The following is a 21,866-nucleotide window of genomic DNA, read 5'->3' as shown; positions in this document are numbered from 1 at the left end:
AGGAGGAGAATTACAGATACACACTGCAATATAAAAATTCATTTTGGGAGGATGAACTTATTTGAAACGTACCTTTAAACACTCTATTCAAAGAATTGGTATTGGGGCGGCGAGCTTCGGACTGGCTGTTTCTGTCCTTTTTCCATCCGCTGCATTTGCGAACTCATCCCTTGAATCATCAACTAACCTAGTTAATAATGTACAGTCTCAAAGTGCGACCCCTCATAACTACGCGGGTGTGCTCAAAGGTTCAGCACCAGTATCCGTAATTGTGGAATTAACTAATAAACCAGTCAGTGTGTATGAAAATGAGGCTAAAACTTCTTCTTTACGATCCTCAGTCTCCTTACAACGCAGTAAAATTATCTCGGAGCATAAAAGTTTTATTTCCTCAGCGCAGAAAATCGATGCCGATATCGGTTTTGAATACAGTGAGATTTTTAACGGATATTCCATTACTCTGCCAGCCAATCAAGTTAACAAGCTGTTAGAGCTTCCGGGCGTTGCAGCTGTTTATCCAAATGATGAAGTCCATGCGTTAGCAGACAGTGTTGAGTTAGCGACTTTGCCTGTTACACGTTCTTATTCGGACAGCGGCAATCTTATAGGTGCGGATAAACTACATGCATTAGGTTACACAGGAGAAGGGGTACAGGTAGCGGTTGTCGATACTGGCATCGATAAAAATCACCCTTTATTAAAGGATAATTATAAGGGGGGGTACGATGCCTATGATCAGGATAATGATCCGTCAGAAACACCTCCTGACGCTAACTTCCCTCCAAAAAATGGTAGCCCATATGAAACCTCGCATGGCACTCATGTAGCCGGTACAATATTGGATGTTGCACCTGAAGTGGATTTGTACGCGTATCGCGTACTTGGCCCTTACGGTTCCGGTCCAACAGCGGTTGTAATCGCGGGTATTGAGAAAGCGGTCGCTGATGGAGCCGATATCATTAACCTTTCCCTGGGCTCTGATGTCAACCAAAGTTATTCCGCAAGTTCAATCGCGATAGACAACGCCATAAAATCGGGCGTAAATGTTGTTGTTGCCGCCGGTAACGCTGGACCGGATGTAGGAACATTAGGCGAACCTGCTGGATCTCAACTTGCACTTAGTGTAGGTGCTTCTACTACCCCAGTGAATACCCCATTCTTTGATATTGGCGATGTTAAAAAAATTCCAGGGACATTAGCCACTTATTCCCCAGATTTAGTTGATAATATCGCCGGTAGTAAGATCGTTTACGCTGGTCTTGGAGCTACTTCCGATTACACAAATTTGGATGTCAAAGATAAGGTAGTCCTTGTCGATCGAGGTGAGCTGAGCTTCGGAGATAAATCTCTAAATGCCAAAGCAGCTGGAGCCAAGCTTGTCCTAATTGCTAATAATGCTGAAGGTGAACTCAGTCCCACCCTCGGTGCGCCCGGGAATTACATTCCTACCTACGGAATTACTCAAGAAGATGGCAAAGAGATAAAAACTCAGATGAAGGCTGCTAAAGATATAATCAGTTACTATATAGCGCTTGAAGTAAATCAGTTAGCTAATTTTAGCTCTATGGGTCCTGGGATGCCGGATTATCTAATCAAACCTGATGTTGTAGCTCCTGGAGTAAATATCAACTCCACAATTCCTAGCTGGGATGGGAATTACGAACATGCTTATGGCTTAAAAAGCGGCACCAGTATGGCAACCCCACATGTTGTAGGAGCTGTGGCTTTGCTACTGAGTGAATACTCTGATCTTAAGCCAAATGAAATTAAAGCACTGCTGATGAACAATGCGAATCCTATCTTTAACCGTGATGGGAATCCTTACTCACTGTATCAACAAGGTGCAGGTTTAATTAATCTGGAGAAATCAGCATCAGCTAGTTCTATCGCTAAAGTCGGGGAGAGCTTAATTAGCGGCCTTCCAGGCACTGTAGAAATCCCTTATTACACAGGTTCCTTGTCCTTCGGCCTGCTCCCAAAAGGAGCTAGTGTAACGAAATCAGTTTATGTAGAAAATTTTAATGAGAAAGGATCAACCTATACTCTGTCCACCAAATGGCTTACAGAAGCACCTGGTGACATTAGTATTAATATTGCACCAGACAGCGTTACCTCAGGTGTAGATCAATATGCACAATTTTCACTAAAGGTATCTGACACAGCAAAAGAGGGTGCATATGAAGGAATCCTGTTCCTAACCTCTGATACAGAAACTCTTCGCCTTCCCTTTAATGCACTTGTCGGCGATAAATTCAATTTAGAGCCTGTTAATCAACTTTCTTTTGAAAGTCCACAGATTTCTCCTAATGGCGATGGACGCTCAGACGACACCACCCTTACCTTCTCTGTCAATGAAGAACTGGATGGCATAAGTTTCGTAGCCTCTCCAATAGATGCTCCTGCAACAGTTTTAGGTGAAGTTTATTCTATTGATGAAAAGGTTTATCGTGGCGTATACGAGATTCCAAATTGGAATGGAACTTTAACAGACCTGGAGACTTCCGCCAAGTCTACTTTAGCAGATGGTCACTACTACATCACGCCTGTGCTTCCTAATGGGCAACTGCTCAAGAATCAAAAGATCAAGTTCACAATTGATACGGAGAAGCCAATCGTTTCCGGCATCACACTTGAGGAGTATGAACGTGAGGCGCCAACCGATCCTGGTGCAGCTCAAATCAGCGGTTTTATTGATGATGACCTCATGGCCTATTATATTTCTAATACACAACCTATTGGAAACTGGTTTACCGTGTACGCCGAAGGTAAACATTATGATGGGAATACTTATAAATTTGGCGGTGTGATTGCAAATAACGGTGCTTTTTCCATTGACGTTCCTGTTAACGAGGGACTTAATGAGTACAAAATCTATGTGGTTGATAAAGTAGGTAACGGCGCGGACGACGATGATTATGCTCAGCGACTGCTTTATAGCACAGGAGATGGTATTTTCAATGTAACTCCGTCTCTATCTGCAGCTACCATTGATGAGGGGCAACCGGTAACCATTGATCTTGGGTATTCCGTGACAGATGAGGTTTATGGCTTCTATGGGGCTTCATTCGCTGTCATCTACGATGGTTCTCTCGAAACACCAGCGATCCAGCCAAGCGTACAACTGGCAACGTATCAAGAGGAGAATTTCTATGGTATTCCACTTACAGAATTCTCAGAAACCTATAAGCTAGGAGACGGCCGCAAACTGACACAGTATAGTGTTAATCTGTCAGGTGGTGCTTATCATGGCTCAGGCTCACTAGGCAAAATAACCTTCAAACCATCTAAAGCGGGAAAATACGACTTGGAGCTGTACGATGTACAGGTCTGGAATGATGCTACAACATCAACGATCCCATCTGGTTTGAGAACGGTAAGCGTAACTGTTAAGACAGCTGAAACGCCGACGCCAACACCTACACCTACACCAACAGAGTCACCAACACCAACTCCGACATCAACATCAACACCATCAACTGATTCGTATGTCCCTACAGCAACCAGTGCTCCCGCTTCTGGAATCGCATTGAAATCTGGGAAGCTAGTAGAGACTGCAGATCCAGTAGGTGGCAAGCCTTCTGCGGTGTTCAACATTTTAGACACTGCACTTGCAAATTCGATCCAGAATGCAAAAGATAAAACTTCTGTACTTGATCTTAGCGATGTAAGCTTCAATAAATATAGCCAAGTGGTTATTTCTCTTACTCCGGCCCAAGCCGAGCAGTTAAAGAAATCGGAGAATGCACTCCGCCTAAACGGTAGTGGGTTCAATGTGCTTATTCCAGCGGTGACTCTTCCGGATTTCATCAACAGCAACGGCTTGACCCTTACGATTAGCCTGACAGATGCGGGCAATACAGCAGTTTTAGCAGGTAGCTCAGCAGCAATAAATATCGGTTCTTCTATTCTCACCATCAAAAATGGTTGGACAACCGGAAAGCCGATCATCCTTCAGCTTAATCTAAAAGCCGCCAGTCTACATGATGCTCGAAAGACTGCTGCTTATGTAGAATCAAAAGATCGTAAATGGTCCTACCTGCAACCTGGTTCTATCAATAAAGATGGGATTCTACAGTTTAACGTTACTGGTGATGGTACTTACAGCGCAGCATCCAGAAATATAAGCTTTAAAGATATTGGCACACACTGGGCTCAAACCGATATCGAGGTCCTTGCTGCCCATAGTATCATTGCTGGCAAAGGAGCCGATGGCAGCTTTAAGCCTGCCGACACCTTAAATCAGGCAGAGCTTCTAACGCTCTTCGACCGTCTACTTGGAAAAGGTGACACTTGGAATACTCGCATCAAGGAAAGCGGATCTCGTGATGTGCTGACCCGCGAGGAAGCAGCTCTTATCATTGCTAAGGCCCTTGGTGCAGATCTTACAGTAGCCAAAACACCTTTAAGCTTTAAGGATGCCGACAGCATCGCTGCGGAAGCACGCAACGCTGTAGCCTATGCTGTAACCAAAGGTTATCTCAAAGGTGTTACTGCAGATAACTTCAATCCACAAGGTACTCTGACTCGTGCACAAGCAGCAACGATTCTGAGCCGTGTGCTCGAGGATCTACGTTCTTCGAACAACCTCTAGTTGCACTTTAAAAGAAAGAATCCCAGCAGGCATTGGCTGCTGGGATTCTTTCGTCTTTAGGTCACATTTCTTCCTTGCCGATCCGATGCCACTATCGGACTGCATAGTCGCTATTCGCCTGAAAAGCACCAATAATAAACACTTTTTTGGGCAATAGCTGCACTGGACGATAAATTCGCTAATAACGCCGTCTGGGTCCGATAACCTATGCAGATAATTCAAAGTAGATAGTTTGTTAAAAAACCTGGAACACAGCCGGGCTTTACTGGGGTCGGGTTACTGGCGCGGGGTGCGGGGTCCTGAAGTTCAGTCGGGTTTGCCGGGTTTGCGGGCTCGTAGATTTTCGCGGCTTCTAGCACCTTCTTAAAGGCGCTACATGAAATTGGTAAGTCGTCTCTACTAACCAAAAAAGCAGAGCAGCGATCCCCAAATAACGAGGGGATCGCTGCTCTGCTTTATTTTTATTTACTCAACTAATTAAATTAGAAATATCAGTCCCCGCGGAACGCACGCTTCACACGATCAAAGAAGGATTGCTCATGCTCATGAGTGTTTTCTCCATTTAGAGCGGCGAACTGTCGCAACAAATCTTTTTGCTCGTCATTCAGCTTGCTAGGAGTCACAACAATGACTCTAACATGCTGGTCGCCTTGGCCAGATCCACGTAGACGTGGAACCCCTTTGCCTTTGAGACGGAAGAAAGTACCGGTCTGTGTTCCTGCAGGAATCTTCAGCTTCACTTTTTCCGTTAAGGTAGGAATCTCAATCTCATCGCCAAGTGCGGCCTGTGCAAACGTAAGTGGAACCTCGCACATAATATCATCGTTCTCACGCACGAAGAAATCATGCGATTTAACACGGATAACAATATACAAGTCTCCAGCAGGACCGCCACGTAAGCCGCCTTCGCCTTCACCAGTCATGCGCAGCTGCGCGCCGTCATCGACACCGGCAGGGATACGCACATGAATCTTACGTTGCTTCTTAACTTTACCCTGTCCGCTACAAGTCGTACATTTTTCTTTAATAATCTTACCTGTACCACTGCAATGCGAACATGGACGACGATTACGCATCTGTCCAAGTGGTGTATTCTGTACGAATTCCTGTTGCCCACTACCATGACAAGTGGAACAAGTCTCTGGTTTAGTACCCGGTTTAGCCCCGGAGCCGTAGCAGGTATCGCAAGTTTCTGTACGTGGGATAGTAATATCGGTTTCTTTACCGAATACCGCTTCCTTGAATTCAATGGTCATGGTGTACTGCAAATCTCCACCGCGCTGTGGTGCGTTAGGATCACGACGTCCGCCGCCGCCAAAGAACATATCAAAGATATCGCCTAGTCCTCCGAAGTCGCCGCCACCGCCGCCTCCGAAGCCGCCCATACCTTGGTTAGGATCAATATGGCCATATTGGTCATATCTAGCTCGCTGTTGTCCGTCGCTAAGAACATCGTAAGCTTCTTTTACTTCTTTAAACTTAGCTTCAGCATCATCTGCTTTATTCACGTCTGGGTGATATTGGCGCGCCAATTTCCGGTACGCTTTCTTCACCTCGTCGTCTGAAGCATCTCTACTGAGGCCAAGCACTTCATAATAATCGCGTTTATCTGCCACTGCTTTCACCTCCGTACGTTACATACTCAAATTCCTAATTCTCTGTCAAAGAAACCATTATACGATAAAACCCCAGGCTCTGACCATCCAGTTCCAGCAGATGTTTATTCTTACAATATCAGAAGGCGCATTCGCGAAGAGTGTGCAAACTGATATTACAAAAGGAAAGTCAAAACACGGGATGACCCGGTTTTGACCTTCCCTTCTTAACTATATAAGAATTTATCAGTTACGCCCTATACACTTATCGTTTAAGGTTACCCTTGATTCTTATCTTCGTCAACAACCTCATAATCAGCGTCAACTACATTGTCTTTCTTAGGAGCGCCTTCAGCAGCTCCAGCGCCACCTTCAGCACCTTGCTCTGCTTGAGCAGCTTGTTCGTACAGCTTCATGGACAACTGTTGCACAATCTCAGTCAATGCTTCTGTAGCTGCATTGATTTCTTCAAGATTGTCAGTTTCAAGTGCTGCTTTCACTTTATCTTTAGCTTCGTTTGCTTTTTCAACTTCGGAAGCATCAGCTTTATCTCCAAGATCTTTGATCACTTTCTCAGTGGAATACACGAGTTGGTCAGCGCTGTTCTTCGCTTCTACCAATTCTTTACGCTTACGGTCTTCCTCAGCGTGAAGCTCGGCATCCTTCATCATTTGTTCTACTTCTGCGTCGCTCAGACCGCTGGAAGAAGTGATAGTGATCTTTTGGCTCTTGTTCGTGCCTTTATCAGTTGCAGACACATTCACGATACCGTTGGCATCAATATCGAAAGAAACTTCGATTTGTGGTACGCCACGTGGTGCTGGTGGAATCTCGTTCAGCATGAAGCGACCCAATGTTTTGTTGCCATTCGCCATTTGACGCTCACCTTGCAGCACGTGAATCTCTACGCTAGGTTGGTTGTCAGCAAAAGTCGAGAATACTTGAGATTTACTTGTAGGAATCGTAGTGTTACGCTCGATCATCTTCGTAAACACGCCACCTGCAGTTTCAATACCGAGGGAAAGCGGAGTTACGTCGAGCAATACAACGTCTTTTACTTCACCAGTCAATACACCCGCTTGAACAGCAGCACCCAGTGCTACTACTTCATCTGGATTCACACCTTTGTGAGGCTCTTTACCAGTAAGTTTCTTGATAGCATCTTGTACCGCAGGGATACGAGTAGAACCGCCTACCAGAACGATTCTAGTAAGGTCTGCAGGCGTCATGCCAGCATCAGACAAGGCTTGACGAGTAGGTCCCAAAGTACGTTCTACTAGACCAGTAGTCAGCTCATCGAATTTAGCACGAGTAAGGTTGATCTCTAAGTGCTGTGGTACTCCGTCAACAACTGTGATGAACGGAAGAGATACAGTAGTTGTCAGTACGCCTGACAATTCTTTTTTCGCTTTTTCAGCAGCATCTTTCAAACGTTGTACAGCCGATTTATCTTTGCTCAGATCAATGCCTTGCTCTTTCTTAAATTCGGATACAAGGTAATCCATAACCACTTGGTCAAAGTCGTCGCCACCAAGTTTGTTGTCACCGCTTGTAGCTTTTACTTCGAAGAAACCATCGCCCAGTTCAAGGATAGATACGTCGAACGTACCGCCACCAAGGTCATAGACAAGGATCGTTTGATCTTCAGATTTCTCAAGACCGTAAGCCAAAGCTGCAGCAGTTGGCTCGTTCACAATACGTAGAACTTCCAAACCTGCAATTTTGCCTGCATCTTTAGTAGCTTGACGCTGGCTGTCATTGAAATAAGCAGGAACTGTGATAACAGCTTGAGTAACGGTTTGGCCAAGATATGCCTCTGCATCGGATTTCAGCTTTTGCAGAATCATTGCTGAAATTTCTTGTGGAGAGTATTCTTTACCATCGATGCTTTCTTTATGGTTCGTACCAATATGGCGTTTAATCGAGCTGATCGTACGATCAGGGTTAGTAATTGCTTGGCGTTTAGCTGTTTCACCGACGATACGTTCGCCGTCTTTCTTAAAACCTACCACCGAAGGGGTTGTACGCGCGCCCTCTGGGTTTGGAATTACAACGGCTTCGCCGCCTTCCATTACGGCAACGCAAGAGTTCGTGGTTCCTAAGTCAATACCGATAACTTTACTCACAATAATTTGCCTCCTCTAAAGGTATATGGAGCATTCGCTCATTAAAATAATAAAATATTTAAAAATTCGGTTGGTACCGATGGCGGACAGATACTGCCCGTCCTATATATACAGATTACATGCTGACTTTGACCATAGCAGGACGAAGGACTCTATCTTTCAGGAGATATCCCTTTTGGACCTCTTCCGTTACGATACCCTCTTCGTACTCCTCGCTCTCCACCTGCATAATAGCCTGATGGTATTCAGGATTAAAAGGCTGGCCTACTGTTTCCATAGCCGTAAGTCCCTCGGACTTCAATACCCCATCTAGCTGACGGAAAATCATATCAACACCCTTAACGAAAGCTTCGGACTCAGGGCTACTAGGAGTAGTGACTAACGCACGCTCGAAATTGTCCAGTACTGAAAGCAATTCAGTCACGAGCTTGGAGGTGGCATATTGAGCCAACTCTTCTTTCTCCTTCTGAGTACGACGACGGAAGTTATCAAAATCAGCCTGCGCACGCAGCGCACGTCCTTGATATTCGTCAGCGAGATCCTGCAGACGTTTTACCTCCGCACCTGTGCCTGAAGCACCTTCACTAATTTCTTCTGTCGTAAATGAGTTGGTTTCAGAAGCTACATTAGCCTCAAGTTCCTCATTTATCAAATCATCTTTGAATTCATTAGCATCTTGAACTTGTTCCTTTTTCAAGTTGTCTTCACCTCCTTAAAATCATTCACGTAATCAATGTTGACTCTGTTCACTTATACCAGTGTGCCAGCATCGCTGTCAAATCTCGGGATAAAATGCCCAAGATCCCCATCACTCTTGCATATTCCATTCGTGTCGGACCAAGGATACCTATGCTCCCCAGTGCCTGCCCATCAAGAGAATAAGTGGCGGTGATCAGACTGCAGTTAGCGAACGCTTCATGATTGTTCTCCGTCCCTATTCGGACCTGGATACCTGTGCCGCCTGTTGTAGGGGCCAGCATTTTGAGCAATGTAGGCGTCTCTTCCAGCAGATCAAGAATGCTTTTCACCTTATCAACATCCTTGAACTCAGGCTGTGTAAGCATATTCGTGGCTCCACTAAGATAGATACGCTGCTCTTGATCACTTTCCAGCGCAATGTCCAGCACTTGCATTAATTCTTCATAATGTGAGATGTGACGCTGCATTTCCTCGCCAAGCTCGGAATACAGCCGAGTCTTCAGCTTATAGAGTGGTACATTGACCAGCTTACTATTCAGTAGGTTAACCACTTTCTCCATCTCGGAAACGGATATCTCCGGTGGAATGTTCACCGTACGGTTCTCAACTTGACCCGTACTTGTAACAATAATCGCTACAGCGGTTTTATCATCTAGTGGTAACAACTGAAAATGACGCAATGATGTATGAAAAACCTCCGGTCCCAGAAGGATGGAAGTGTAATTCGTCATATTGGAAAGAATCATCGCCGCATGTTGGATTACCTGCTCCATCGCATTCAGCTTCTCGGCAAAAAAAGCGCGGATCGTGCCCATCTCTGCCGTTTCGGCGGAATTCCACGGTACCAGATGATCCACATAATATCGGTATCCTTTATGGGAAGGAATTCTCCCTGCCGATGTATGAGGCTGCTCGAGATAACCCAAATCCTCTAGGTCAGCCATTTCATTTCGAATGGTCGCAGGGCTGTACCCTACATCACCCCGTTTAGAAATGCTGCGAGATCCTACCGGTTCTGCGGATGAAATATAATCATCTACAATTGCATTTAGTATCATTCTCTGGCGATCAGTTAACATGTTATCCCCTCCTATCGGCTGTTGGCTCCGATTCGTTAGCACTCGACTCAGATGAGTGCTAACCACTAATACAAAAATACCAAACTGACATTGACATTGTCAAGTGAGTTCAGCATCTTAAGTACTACTTTGTAGTTTTAAATCATAATCGATTACTCCTGTGCTTCCAATACTCCGTCTGTAGTAATACTGGCAGTATAAGTTGAGCCGTCCCATATTACCGCATTCTGTATAGATTCTGCAACAAATCTTAGTGGAACAAGAATGGTTCCGTTCTGCAGAAAGGATTGACCATGTAAAGCTCTAGCCTTACCATTATATATGACCTCACTGCTGCCCAACTTTAGTTCAAACTCCTTATTGCCCTTCACTCCTGATACGGTTTTGGTTTGGTTATTCCACTCATAAGCTATCCCTAATTTTTCACAAATCGTTCTAATCGGAACATACACAACTCCGTTTATATACTGGGGTTGGACAGAAAAATCCACTTTCTCGTTATCAATATTAATGGTAATAGGTTTATCCGCGGCAAAAGCTTGTATTGGTATTACAAAAATAAGCAACAGAGTTAGCAAATATACCGCAGTTCTGTTTGTACGACTCATCCTAATTCCCTCCATTCGATTAAGTAACCAACATTCCAAGATTCATCATTACATTTATTCAAAAAAATCCCAATCTAAAGTATAAAGTAGCACCATCTTTCTGTCCATTCATATAATCCATTCTACAATAACAGAAAAAACACCCCCAATAGTCGGATAACAGACTATTGGAAGTGCATTATATTCATAATAAGCGACTACACGCTCAGTTCAGCATCTTAAGTACTGCTATTTCATCGCAGGCATGCTGCTTTTTACAATTCACGCAATCTGTCCATACCTTTTCGGGAAAAATCTCTTTCTCCACGACCTCGAATCCATTTCTTAGAAAGAAATCAACGGCGTAGGTTAGTGCCATGACTTTAGGGATTTTCTGGTTTCTGGCTTCCTCCACCAATTTCGCCAAAATCATAGAGCCTATACCTTTTCCCTTACCCTCGTCATTCAAGCCGATCGAGCGAATCTCAACGAGATCATTCCCGAGCTTAAAAAGCGAACCACAGCCTACGAATCTACCCTCGATTTCGGCAATCACAAATTGATCGATCTGGCGAGTCAGCGCCTGCCTGGAACGGGGCAACATGATCCCGCGCTGTGCGTATTCTTCTATCATCAGATACAACGGTTCAACATCTTCTATCACAGCATTTCTGCAAATCACCTGTGCGTCTCCTGCTGGAGACGAATGGCGGATCATTTCCGTCTTGGCAAGCACTTTAATTCACCCCTCTGTTGATAATATGAATAAATATACAACAGAGTGAATTACAATTCAAGGGGTATTTTAAAATTAAGCTTCTGTCAGTGCGCCTACAAATTCCGCGAAAACATCGTTACCAAAAAGGATCCCTTGCTTGCTGAGTCGGTAGGTCCCCTCTTCATGCTCAAGTAAACCCGCATGCAGCATCTTATGCAAGGATTTCGCAAATACATCCTCTATTGAACGCCCAAATTGCGCCTGAAAAGCCTCATTAGAAACACCTTCATGCATACGTAAGCCAACCATCATAAAGTCTTCCATCGCTTCTGCTTCAGTGATTGGGTATGCGTCTAATCGAGGCAGGCCTTTGCGTGTTGCTTCAACGTAAGGATTTACGCCCTTAACATTAATATGACGCTGGCGACCCACATATCCATGTGCACCTGCTCCGAGACCATAATAATCTTCATTGCGCCAGTAAGTGATATTGTGACGACTCTCCATACCTGGTTTTGCGAAGTTACTGATTTCGTATTGGTTATAGCCCGCTTCCTTCATAGATGACATCAACAAGAGATACATTTGCAGTTCATCTTCTTCATTAGGAAGAGGAAGTTTGTTCTTATTAAATAGGGTGTGAAAAAGAGTGTTCTCCTCCACCTTCAAGCTGTAAATAGAATAGTGGGGTAAATCTAGCTCGAGCGCCTTACGAATACTTTCGCCCAGCATCTCTACAGTTTGGTTCGGCAAACCAAACATAAGGTCAACCGACAAGTTGTTAAGACCAACTGCACGGGCATTCTCCAAGCTGCGGTATACATCGTCAACATTATGAATCCGGCCAATGCCCGTAAGGAGTTCGTTCTGAAACGCCTGAACACCAAAGCTCACCCGATTCACGCCGCCTTCTTTCATAACCGTCAACTTATCTCTATCCGTAGTTCCAGGATTTGCTTCCATAGAGAACTCGATATCTTTATCCCAGTTTGGGAAATGTGTCCGAACTGATTTTAGAAAATAAGCCATCTCATCCGGCTTCAGTACGGTTGGGGTGCCACCGCCGACAAAGATCGTTTTGATAACACCCGGTGGAGTATTCTTGACGGTCAGCTCCATTTCTCGATCCAAAGCCTCCAGATAATCCATAACCGGCTGATCCTTGAGAACGTAGGAATTAAAATCACAATAAAAGCACTTATTGGTACAAAAAGGAATATGAATGTATACGGCCTCAGGGGGACGGCCATTAGTATTCGTGGTCATTAGCTGTCTCCTTTATATAAAAATATCGTTTGACTAGTGTAATCTAAAAAACAAGAAAAGGGAAGCCTGACGGCTTCCCTCTAAGGGGCGATCATTTATAAATGATCTCTATTTTAAAATACAAAAAAGTATAAGTTTTACGTTATCCTATATATTTTGTATTTCTCGCAGAAACGGATACCGTCCCTAAAAGGACGGCTAAGCCGTTTCTTCTTAATATATCCGCATTTCCACAAGCTCTGCACGTTCTCCTCCGTTAGTTTCATGAATAACGATCCGAACAGCGTCCGTAAGGACAGGCTTCTCTAAACGCTGTATGTTCTTCCGCCGATGATTGTCTTTGACGCGGAACATGACTTGCCACACGCCATCAATGAGCAACTCTACATCGTAAGCCTTTACTATTTCAGGAATCACTAGAAATGGCGTTTCATGGTGATGTAAGTTAATAAGATCCTCATTAACATCATCGTTAAAGGTAAAATGAATTTCAGATACTGAAGCAGCATCCGGCAGACGCGCCTCTAACCACTCCGTTCTACCAGCAGTCATCGGCTCAGAAACCCAGCTATGTGGCCCTGCAAAAGGCCGGACATACCCGTCAGTGACTTTGGATGCAGCATATGCGGATGTTTCAACCGCAAAGCAGAAATGCCTGCGTACAAGCTGTTTCATGCTCCACTCCATCACCGGCTGATCTGGCTGATGATCCTCCAGCGCTGAATCGACTACAGGTTTAACGCCTCGCTCAAATGTAATAACACCTGTGATTGGGGTTTCTGAAATATGCAATTGAATATGCTCATTAGCTCTAATAATAGCGAAGATATTACATTCGCCGATTGAACTCCACTGCTCCTCTTGTACTGGAACATCAATCCATTGCTGATCCCCAGCTTGTAGTATTACAACTTCAACCTGTCTACACTCTGCTGGAACGTAATTTTCCGCACGCCCAGTCGTCCATAGCTCAACGGTCAGCTCTGACTGAGAACTTGCTGACACAAGCAGCTTCAACCCCAGGATATTACCTTCAACCGGAAACAAAATTCCTACGTCATGAGAAAGCTCATAAGCTTCAGCTGGACGATCCAGTAATATGCCTTTCATCGTACTGGACGCATGAATCTCACTATTTCTCGCGAGGTCTAAAGGATCTTCGTTACGCAATCCAATAATCGAAGCATCTTGCTTTAACATCACCTGTTGCAATTCATGTATATGCTGCTTGCGAATTTCACGAGGGGATACACCTTTGATGACGGATAATGCTGCACCTGTTCCAGCCGCTTCACCCATGATCGCACAGGTCGCCATGACGCGTGTTGTTCCAAAAGCCACATGAGATGCGCTGATATTCCGACCCGCGAAAAGTAGGTTCCGCACATTCTTCGAATAGAGTGAACTAAATGGAATATGATAGATCCCATCCGCATGCAGATGCTTCGAGCCGCTCTCTTGTGCGTACATCCCTTGCGGTGGATGCAAATCAATTGACCAACCTCCGAATCCAATCCGGTCTTCAAATTCACGCTGCGCGAGAATATCATTTTGCGTTAGAATCGTATCACCAACAAACCGTCTGTATTCACGTTTACCCGGAATCGAGCCAACCCACTCCAGCGTCATATTTTCGGCATCAAAATGACCTGAGTTTTTAATGTAATCCCAAATCCCATAAATAACTGAGGATAGCTCATCACGTATTCGTTCATTCTCATCCACCGTATCAAGCTCACCGCCCCACTCAATCCACCAGTAGTGACAGCCTGAATCTCCACTCCGAATGACCCGACGGATCGGGATCGACGTTGTCGTAATATCCTTCGCGAACGATGGTGCAACATAACGTACCGGTTTTCCTGTATCCTGTGTATAAAACAATAATGTACTGCCTAATGTAATGTTATCAGGCACTTCTGGTGCCCATTCCTCATTAAATTCATGGCGGGCTTCACGTCCTAATCGAAAATCAGCTCCTGCTAGAAAGCCTACCAAACCATCACCCGTACAATCGATGAACGCCTCACTCTCGAACGTAATCAACCGCTCAGATCCCATCATCCAACCGATCACACTGCGAATCGTACGATCCCCTGCCTCACCTTCCGCTTCCACTTCGCGTACATCGGTATTTAGAAACAAGCTGATATTCGACTCTGCCTTCACGGCTTCGAGTAAGGTTAGATCCCATAAGTATGGATTTCCTTCCGGGTTCCGGTATTGATTCTCGATGAATAACTCACCCATAATGCCTGTCTCACGTGCATATCGATTTACACCATGTCCTGTTGCACCACATACCCATACCCGAACCTCTGAACTCGAGTTACCACCAAGTACAGGACGATTCTGCACTAGCGATACTGTTAACCCAAGGCGCGCTGCAGCGATCGCCGCGTTCATCCCTGCAAGTCCCCCACCGACTATTGTTACATCGGATTTAACCGTTTCTGTTCTCATGTTAAGTATCCCTCCTAAAGTTAGCCTTTCACAGCCGAACTTGAAATCCCTTGAATAATGTATTTCTGACCCACAAAGAAGATAATAATCATTGGAATTATCGCAGCCGATGAAGCAGCCATCATCCCGTTGTAGTCCACATTGTTCTCAAGAATAAAATTCTGCAATCCAAGCGGAATGGTATATAGCTTAGGACTTTGCAAGAATACAAGCGCATTCTCATAATCATTCCATTGCCAGGAGAAATCGAGGATAGCAAACGTTGCTATTGCTGGCTTCGCTAATGGCAGAATTAAGCGAAAAAATATTTTGTAATGCCCCGCCCCATCCAAAAAAGCAGATTCCGTAATTTCCTTAGGAATGCTCATGAAGAACTGCCGAAGCATAAATACACCGAAGATCGAGAACATGGCTGGCAGGATGAGCGCCCAATGCGTATTGTAAATCCCCACCCAGTTAAACATGATAAACTTTGGAACAAAAAGCACCTGAGGTGGGACCATCATCATCGATAGATATATGACAAATAGTCCATCTCGCCCTTTGAACGACGTACGTGAAAATCCGTAAGCGGCAAGGGCAGATAGAAACACAGCCCCCACAGTTCCAATCATTGAAATCTTAAGAGAATTTAAATAATAAGGAACAAAATCATGGCTTCCTGTCCACACCCGGATATGATTGCTCCAGTTGAGAGATGAAGGCAGCCATTTGTTAAACACCTCGGCAGGTGTCTGAAAGGATGTGCTGAGCATCCATAGAAAAGGCACAATCATAAATAGTCCTAGAATAAACATGATGATCGTTACTGGCAGTTTCACCTTCATGTTTCCTGCATTTTCATTCATACCGCCTGCTCCTTTAATTTATGGTTTCAGGGCCCCCGCAAAGCCCCACTTTATGGGGTCATTTAGTAATGAACCCAGCGCTTTTGGCCGATCCACTGAAAGACTGTAATGACGAGAATGACGGCGAACAAGAACCATGAAATGGCTGAAGCGTATCCCATATCGTAATAACTGAATGCTGTTTTATAAACGAATAGTGATAAGACCGTCGTACTTCCGCTAGGACCTCCAGCCGTAATGGCTTGAATAATCGAGAATGATTTCATCGTCATAATTAATCCGGTAATCATTAATAGGAAGGTTGTTGGACTAACAAGAGGCCATACAATTTTCCATGTTGTTTTGAATGTGCTTGCACCATCAATCCGAGCAGCTTCCAGCTGTTCTGTCGAAATTTCCTGTAGTGCTGCTAAATAGATGATCATATTGTAGCCAAGCATCAGCCAGATTTGTACGATATCAATGGCATACATTGCGGTTTCCGTATCCGCAAACCAGCCTGGCGGCGATGTTATGCCAATCCAGCGAAGCATTTCATTGATGGGTCCCTGTGAAGGCTGAAATAACAGCATCCAGACAAATGCAACGGCTACTCCACTGGAGATATACGGTAGGAAGAACATTCCACGTAATACGCCTTTAAGATACACACTGCGGTTTAGAAATAGCGCTACAATAAAGGCGAGCACCATCGATACTGGAACCGATATCAGGAATATCACCGTATATTTGATCGAGGCATAGAAATTATCGTCATGGAACAACCGTTTGAGATTATCCAGCCCAGTAAATTGCCAATTCGGATTTGAAAATTGATAATTCGTAAACATGAGAACAAAGGAATAGATTGCAGGAATAATAAAGAATAAGAGAATACCAATCATATTCGGAAGAATAAAGGTCATGCCGATCCAGCCTTGTCTGTCCATCCAGCTTCTCCGCTTCACGGTATCGCCGCCTTTCGTATGCTGAAAAATGGGTATACGAAAGAGAAGAACGAAGAAATCTTCCTCCTTCTCTTTTGTGCTAACTATTTCATTATTTCAATAACTCTTGCGAACGGGTTTGCATATTCTTCATCGTGGTTTCAATATCTTGCTTATTTAAGAAGTATTTTTCATACTCTTCTTTACGTGCATCAATGGCTTGTTGAGTTACATTTAGCTGGAAGGATGGGAATTTGCCGAATACAATTTTATTCATTGAATCTGTATCATATTTGTCTTCCACACCCTTCATGAGAAGGCTCATTGCTTCCTTACTATCTACACTCTTAGAGGCTGGAATACGACCACCGCTTGCCATTGGCAGCATACCGCCATCCGCATACCATTTTGCGAACTCCCAAGCTGCATCCAGGTTCTTGGATTTCGCATTAAGAGCAAGCATGTCACCCACACCGCCCGAATATTTATAATCCTTTTGATCTTTATTCACTTTTGGAATCGCAGCGAACGCGGTTTTGAAATCATGCGGATAGTCTTTCAAGTTGTTCGCATTTCGGAAAATAAACTCACCTGCTGCCAGCATTGCCGCTTTGCCTTGCAGGAACATGGTATCAACCGGCATCTTACTGGTCAGTTGCTCGCCATATTCCGGTGTGGATTTGTCCACGAACATCATGTTATGCAATATTTCCAGGTGTTCTTTCCATAGATCATTTCCAAAGTTTGAAGTACCATCCGCCTGTTTCACACCCATTCCAGCAAGCGTACCGTCCATCGTTGTTGAGAAGGAGGAATCTGCCTGCAATAATCCGTACACACCAGGCTTCGTCAGCTTCTTCGCATACTCCTCAAGATCTGACCAGGTCCAGTCCACCGCAGGAATCGGTAATCCTGCTGCATCCAGCATATCTTTGTTCAACCATACAAACGCCATATTTTTCTTTGTTGGAATCCCATAGTACTTATCATTGATTTTCCACATCGCTGCGTCCTCGCCGATCTGGCTGTCGATGTCATAATCTGTTTTCGTGCTTAGATCCAAGGCAACGCCTGCATCCATACGTTTCTGTAAATGAGCAAGATCGTAGTTCATGAAAAGGTCTATGTTTTGATTGGTCATCAAGGCAGTGTCCAGCTTTAAGTTTCCAGCATCGTCATTTACATTACGGATATACTCGACTTGAATGTCTGGATGATCTTTATTCCAGTTATCAATTACAGCTTGAGGCCCGGCTTCTGCAGGAACGGCCCCCCACATCGTAAGCTTTATTTTCTCCTTTGCTGTTTGTCCATTTGCACTGCCCTGCGCATCATTACTTCCACTAGTACCACAACCAGCCAGCATCGTACCTGCTAATAAGACAGAAAGCACTGCAGGAACCCACTTTTTCTTCATCGATATCTTCCCCCTTGGAAGGATTATGTGTTGTGCTCTACGTCTATAACTTTATCATCAGAGCGGATTCTGGGGGATGAACTACATTTGGGAAACTATAGAACGTTTTTTGGTTCTTTGCGAAATTCATTTGGCGTGACGCCACACCACTTTTTGAAAATTTTAATAAAATAATTATCGTTCTCAAAGCCCACCTGCTGACCAATCTCACTAATCGTTAGCTTCGTCTCGGCAAGCAGCATTTTTCCAGCCTGAATACGCCGCTCTTGGATATAATTCGTCAACGTTTTCCCTGTCTTTTTCTTGAATAAGTCACTTATATAGCTGGCATCCATTCGTATCAGCTCTGACATGGATTTGAGCGAGATGTCCTCAGAATAATGCTCTTCAATGTAAGCAATTATTTTGTTCATCTCCACATGGTCTGTCGGTCCCGTTTGTTGCTTCTCAGGAAACCATTTATCTGCCTTCTTCATCTTCACCATTCGCTCCAGCTCGGCATGAACCTTATCCATGGTCTGCTTCAAACCTTGTAGATCTAAAGATAGCTTCAGAATGTAGTCCGAAGCTCCAAATACGATTGCTTGCCGAGCGTATTCAAATTCACTCAATGCGGTCAACATTACAAATCGGCAGTCGAAGCCTTCCTCTCGCGCAACTTGAAGGAGCTTCACCCCATCCATCACTGGCATATTGATATCCGTCACTACCACATCAGGTCGAAGCTCACGAATCATTTGTAAGCCTACTTCTCCATTCTCCGCCTCACCTATAATTTCAAACGGGATTCCAGCCTTTAAGAATAACTTCCGTATACTTTTAACCGCGGGTTGTTCATCATCCACAATTAACGTTCTCCACATGTGAGCTTGCCTCCATCGTAAGGTTTTGAAATAAGAAGTGGAAAATGGATAATCACTTCAGTTCCTGTGTCTGATGATACAATGTCCATGCCTGTCCGTTGATTCTTGAACAACAGCTCTAAGCTCTCCCTAATATTCTGAACACCGATTCCTTTTCGTTTCCGTGCAGCCTTATTCAGCTGTGCTCTCTCTATCCCCATGCCGTTATCTTTAACCTGCAGATATAGTTGTTGTCCAGTCACCTTAGCGGAAATATCAATTTTCCCTTGTTTCACAGACTGACCGAAGCCGTGAATCAAGCTATTTTCAATTAAGGGCTGAAGACAGAATTTAGGGATTAATGCGTATTGCAGCTCCTCGTTGATATCATATTGAATCTCAATCCCATGTCCGAAGCGTTGCCGCTGAATCTCCATGTAAGATTCAATCAGTACGATCTCATCCTTTAACAGAATCAAATCCACTTCCGTATTTAATGTTGTTTCCAATATTTTGCCTAGTGCAACACAAATTTCATAAATTTCATCATCATCTTTATCTAAGGCGATACTCTTTATCGTATTCAATGTATTTAGTAGGAAATGCGGGTTCATCTGCGAGAGCAACACCTGAAATCGAACAAATTGCTTCTGTTTTTCTTCAAGCTGAAGTCGCTGCAACAGCTCATTTAAATCATGAATCATTATATTGAAACTCTGAGTCAGCGCAAGAATCTCTCCCCGCCCTTGCTCGGGTAATTTCATTTTGAGATTCGTTTTAGCGGTCATCTCCATCTTCTTCTGCAGCTTCTTTAGCGGCACTGTAATCGTCGATGAGATAAAATAAGTTAATAGAACAAATAGCAGTAGTATGACTCCAAATACAGCAAAAAATCGTTGCTTCTGCTTGTACACCTCAAGAAATAGCTGATCTAGCTGTACCTTTTTAACGACATAACCATTCAACTCTTCGATGTAGCTGTATGTGTATAAGCTTTTCTCCTTCGGATCGATGATGGATGCCGCACGCTCTGTCTGCCGCTGGTTGGCGCTCTTCACAATACTCTGCGCAATATCAAGTGAAAAGGTCTCATCCTTATCCGGATTAAGCATCACTCTCCCTGAGGCATCGAGCAGAAAAAAAGCCCCTTCCTGCTTACTCCCTAACGTTGATCTAGTAAACCACTCCTCATAATCGATACTTAGTCTTGCATAGGCATAAATGTTAAAACCATTATCACGCATAACCTCATAGAGACTAAGCATTTTCTTACTTGTTGTACTTTCCCGGACTACATTATTCTTGTCATTCGGATTCCATATATATCGATTCGCTCCTTCTCGCTTCAATGCTTGAACCCAATCCTCCGATTGGATTTCGTCGTAGCTCAAGGTTTCCCTCGGCATAAAGGAAGTGTATGCGTTTCCATGAAGGTCGATTAAAGTATAATATACCGTCGCTCCACTCATGAAGAATGTATTTTCAATCGCTCCAAACTTGTTTTCAACGAGCTTTTTTCTCGTGATTTCATCAGATTGCTCGGGATTCTTCATTATCGATAAAATCGTTGTATCTTGTTCAAGTAATGACCCAGTTTTCATAACGAGACTCATGAGATCAACAAAACCATTCTTAATCCCAATAAGCTGCTCTATGTTCTTCGTTTCCGCATTATCCTGAAGCATTTGTTCTGTCTCTTTGAAGTTATACAGAACGAGCATGGCAATGGGTGATAGTACTAACAGTAAGAAAGCTAACAAAATCCGATTCTTAAAGGTACTTGGCGTAAGCTTCAAATATAATCGCTTCAAACGAAAACTCCCCTTACATTTTTTGTGCATACACTTCGTTTGATAATTTTTCAAGAAGCAGCTCTCGCGCTATCTTTTTGTCTTCACCAAAAGCGGCTCTTCTCCCCTTTTATTCTAAACTTCTCCTGCTAAAAAAAATAGAGCCGGGATTACCTCCCAGCTCTACCTAATCTTATTCTTTTATTAGAACGTATTCCATTTCGTTACCTCATCCACGGATAGTCGAACCGTAGGACGCCCAGGCTTCGCAGCCTTACCCAGCGCTATCAACATAATATTCTCATAGCTTACGGGTACATTAAAGGCTTCGTTTAATTTCACTGCATCATAGCCACCCATTGCCACGGTATCATACCCCTTCGCACGTGCGGCAAGCATCAGTTGCATACTTACTAATCCACCATCAACATGAACGATCTTCTTCAAGGTTTCCTCGCTCATACTACGGTAGCCGTTATCTACTGAATTGATCATCATGGTCTTCACTTCATCTGTCATAAAACCCGCTTCAACCGAGCGTGAATAAATTTTTTCGCCTTCATTAAACCACTCCAAATCACCGAATACGGCAATAACCGCAGAGGCATCTGCAATCTGCTGCTGATTATAAGCGATAGGAAGTAGCTTATCCTTCAAATCCTGCTCATCAATAACCAGGAACCGCCAAGGCTGCAAGTTGCTAGAGGATGGCGATGTGATCGCTACTTTCAGAATATCTTCAATTTCTTCTTTCGAAATTTTGACGGCTGGATCATAATAACGTACAGAACGACGATCCTCTAATACCGTGAAAAAATCCTGTTGTTTCTCAACCTGTGTAGACATATAAATTACTCCTCCAATATTATCTTTACTGTGTCTAATTTATCACAGTTAAGACCTACGACCTTAACTGTGT

At 44.0% G+C, this 21,866-nt stretch carries 15 protein-coding genes; 1 reads left to right on the top strand and 14 read right to left on the bottom strand.

The window, feature by feature from the left end; all coding sequences use genetic code 11:
- The first annotated feature begins 61 nt into the window (after nucleotides 1-61).
- The gene (locus tag CA600_RS32125; RefSeq protein WP_094872720.1) at nucleotides 62-4,591 is read left to right on the top strand and encodes a S8 family serine peptidase; all 4,530 of its coding nucleotides are present in this window, start codon (nucleotides 62-64) and stop codon (nucleotides 4,589-4,591) included.
- Nucleotides 4,592-5,082: 491 nt separating this feature from the next.
- Here the strand turns inward: CA600_RS32125 and dnaJ are convergent, their stop codons facing one another.
- The 14 genes from dnaJ to CA600_RS21330 all read right to left on the bottom strand — a co-directional run bounded on the left by dnaJ (nucleotide 5,083) and on the right by CA600_RS21330 (nucleotide 21,793).
- Nucleotides 5,083-6,207, bottom strand: a complete 1,125-nt coding sequence (dnaJ, locus tag CA600_RS21395) for a molecular chaperone DnaJ (RefSeq protein WP_094872718.1) — start codon at nucleotides 6,205-6,207, stop codon at nucleotides 5,083-5,085.
- A 257-nt stretch (nucleotides 6,208-6,464) separates the two neighbouring features.
- The gene (gene dnaK / locus CA600_RS21390) at nucleotides 6,465-8,312 is read right to left on the bottom strand and encodes a molecular chaperone DnaK (protein WP_094872716.1); all 1,848 of its coding nucleotides are present in this window, start codon (nucleotides 8,310-8,312) and stop codon (nucleotides 6,465-6,467) included.
- 115 nt (nucleotides 8,313-8,427) lie between these two features.
- Nucleotides 8,428-9,009, bottom strand: a complete 582-nt coding sequence (gene grpE / locus CA600_RS21385) for a nucleotide exchange factor GrpE (RefSeq protein ID WP_094872714.1) — start codon at nucleotides 9,007-9,009, stop codon at nucleotides 8,428-8,430.
- 49 nt (nucleotides 9,010-9,058) lie between these two features.
- Complete coding sequence (gene hrcA, locus CA600_RS21380) at nucleotides 9,059-10,090, bottom strand: heat-inducible transcriptional repressor HrcA (protein ID WP_042191003.1); 1,032 nt, start codon at nucleotides 10,088-10,090, stop codon at nucleotides 9,059-9,061.
- Nucleotides 10,091-10,242: 152 nt separating this feature from the next.
- Complete coding sequence (locus tag CA600_RS21375) at nucleotides 10,243-10,698, bottom strand: copper amine oxidase N-terminal domain-containing protein (RefSeq protein WP_179281691.1); 456 nt, start codon at nucleotides 10,696-10,698, stop codon at nucleotides 10,243-10,245.
- Nucleotides 10,699-10,903: 205 nt separating this feature from the next.
- Nucleotides 10,904-11,395 carry an N-acetyltransferase gene (locus CA600_RS21370; RefSeq protein ID WP_094872736.1) on the bottom strand — a complete coding sequence of 164 codons (492 nt, stop codon included), beginning with the start codon at nucleotides 11,393-11,395 and terminating at the stop codon, nucleotides 10,904-10,906.
- 93 nt (nucleotides 11,396-11,488) lie between these two features.
- Nucleotides 11,489-12,661 (bottom strand): radical SAM family heme chaperone HemW, encoded by a 1,173-nt coding sequence (gene hemW / locus CA600_RS21365; protein ID WP_094872707.1) that lies wholly within the window; start codon nucleotides 12,659-12,661, stop codon nucleotides 11,489-11,491.
- Nucleotides 12,662-12,874: 213 nt separating this feature from the next.
- Nucleotides 12,875-15,124: an FAD-dependent oxidoreductase gene (locus CA600_RS21360; RefSeq protein WP_094872706.1), complete on the bottom strand. Its 2,250-nt coding sequence runs from the start codon at nucleotides 15,122-15,124 to the stop codon at nucleotides 12,875-12,877.
- Nucleotides 15,125-15,144: 20 nt separating this feature from the next.
- Nucleotides 15,145-15,972, bottom strand: coding sequence for a carbohydrate ABC transporter permease (locus tag CA600_RS21355; protein ID WP_094872704.1), 828 nt, complete (start codon nucleotides 15,970-15,972; stop codon nucleotides 15,145-15,147).
- Between the two features lie 62 nt (nucleotides 15,973-16,034).
- Complete coding sequence (locus tag CA600_RS21350) at nucleotides 16,035-16,919, bottom strand: carbohydrate ABC transporter permease (RefSeq protein WP_256989953.1); 885 nt, start codon at nucleotides 16,917-16,919, stop codon at nucleotides 16,035-16,037.
- Between the two features lie 91 nt (nucleotides 16,920-17,010).
- Nucleotides 17,011-18,315, bottom strand: coding sequence for an ABC transporter substrate-binding protein (locus CA600_RS21345; RefSeq protein WP_094872701.1), 1,305 nt, complete (start codon nucleotides 18,313-18,315; stop codon nucleotides 17,011-17,013).
- A 95-nt stretch (nucleotides 18,316-18,410) separates the two neighbouring features.
- A complete protein-coding gene (locus CA600_RS21340) occupies nucleotides 18,411-19,178 on the bottom strand; it encodes a response regulator transcription factor (RefSeq protein WP_094872699.1) in 768 nt (255 codons plus the stop codon).
- Nucleotides 19,163-20,968, bottom strand: a complete 1,806-nt coding sequence (locus tag CA600_RS21335) for a cache domain-containing sensor histidine kinase (RefSeq protein ID WP_256989952.1) — start codon at nucleotides 20,966-20,968, stop codon at nucleotides 19,163-19,165. The genes CA600_RS21340 and CA600_RS21335 overlap by 16 nt, the downstream gene beginning before the upstream one ends.
- A gap of 183 nt (nucleotides 20,969-21,151) precedes the next feature.
- The gene (locus tag CA600_RS21330; protein WP_094872697.1) at nucleotides 21,152-21,793 is read right to left on the bottom strand and encodes a nitroreductase family protein; all 642 of its coding nucleotides are present in this window, start codon (nucleotides 21,791-21,793) and stop codon (nucleotides 21,152-21,154) included.
- Between the last annotated feature and the right edge of the window lie 73 nt (nucleotides 21,794-21,866).

The sequence above is a fragment of the Paenibacillus sp. VTT E-133280 genome, assembly GCF_002264385.1.
In the GTDB taxonomy this organism is placed as follows: domain Bacteria; phylum Bacillota; class Bacilli; order Paenibacillales; family Paenibacillaceae; genus Paenibacillus_AQ; species Paenibacillus_AQ nitricinens.
The sequence above is the reverse complement of the archived record's forward strand: the minus strand, read 5'-3'. Positions and strand labels throughout refer to the sequence as shown.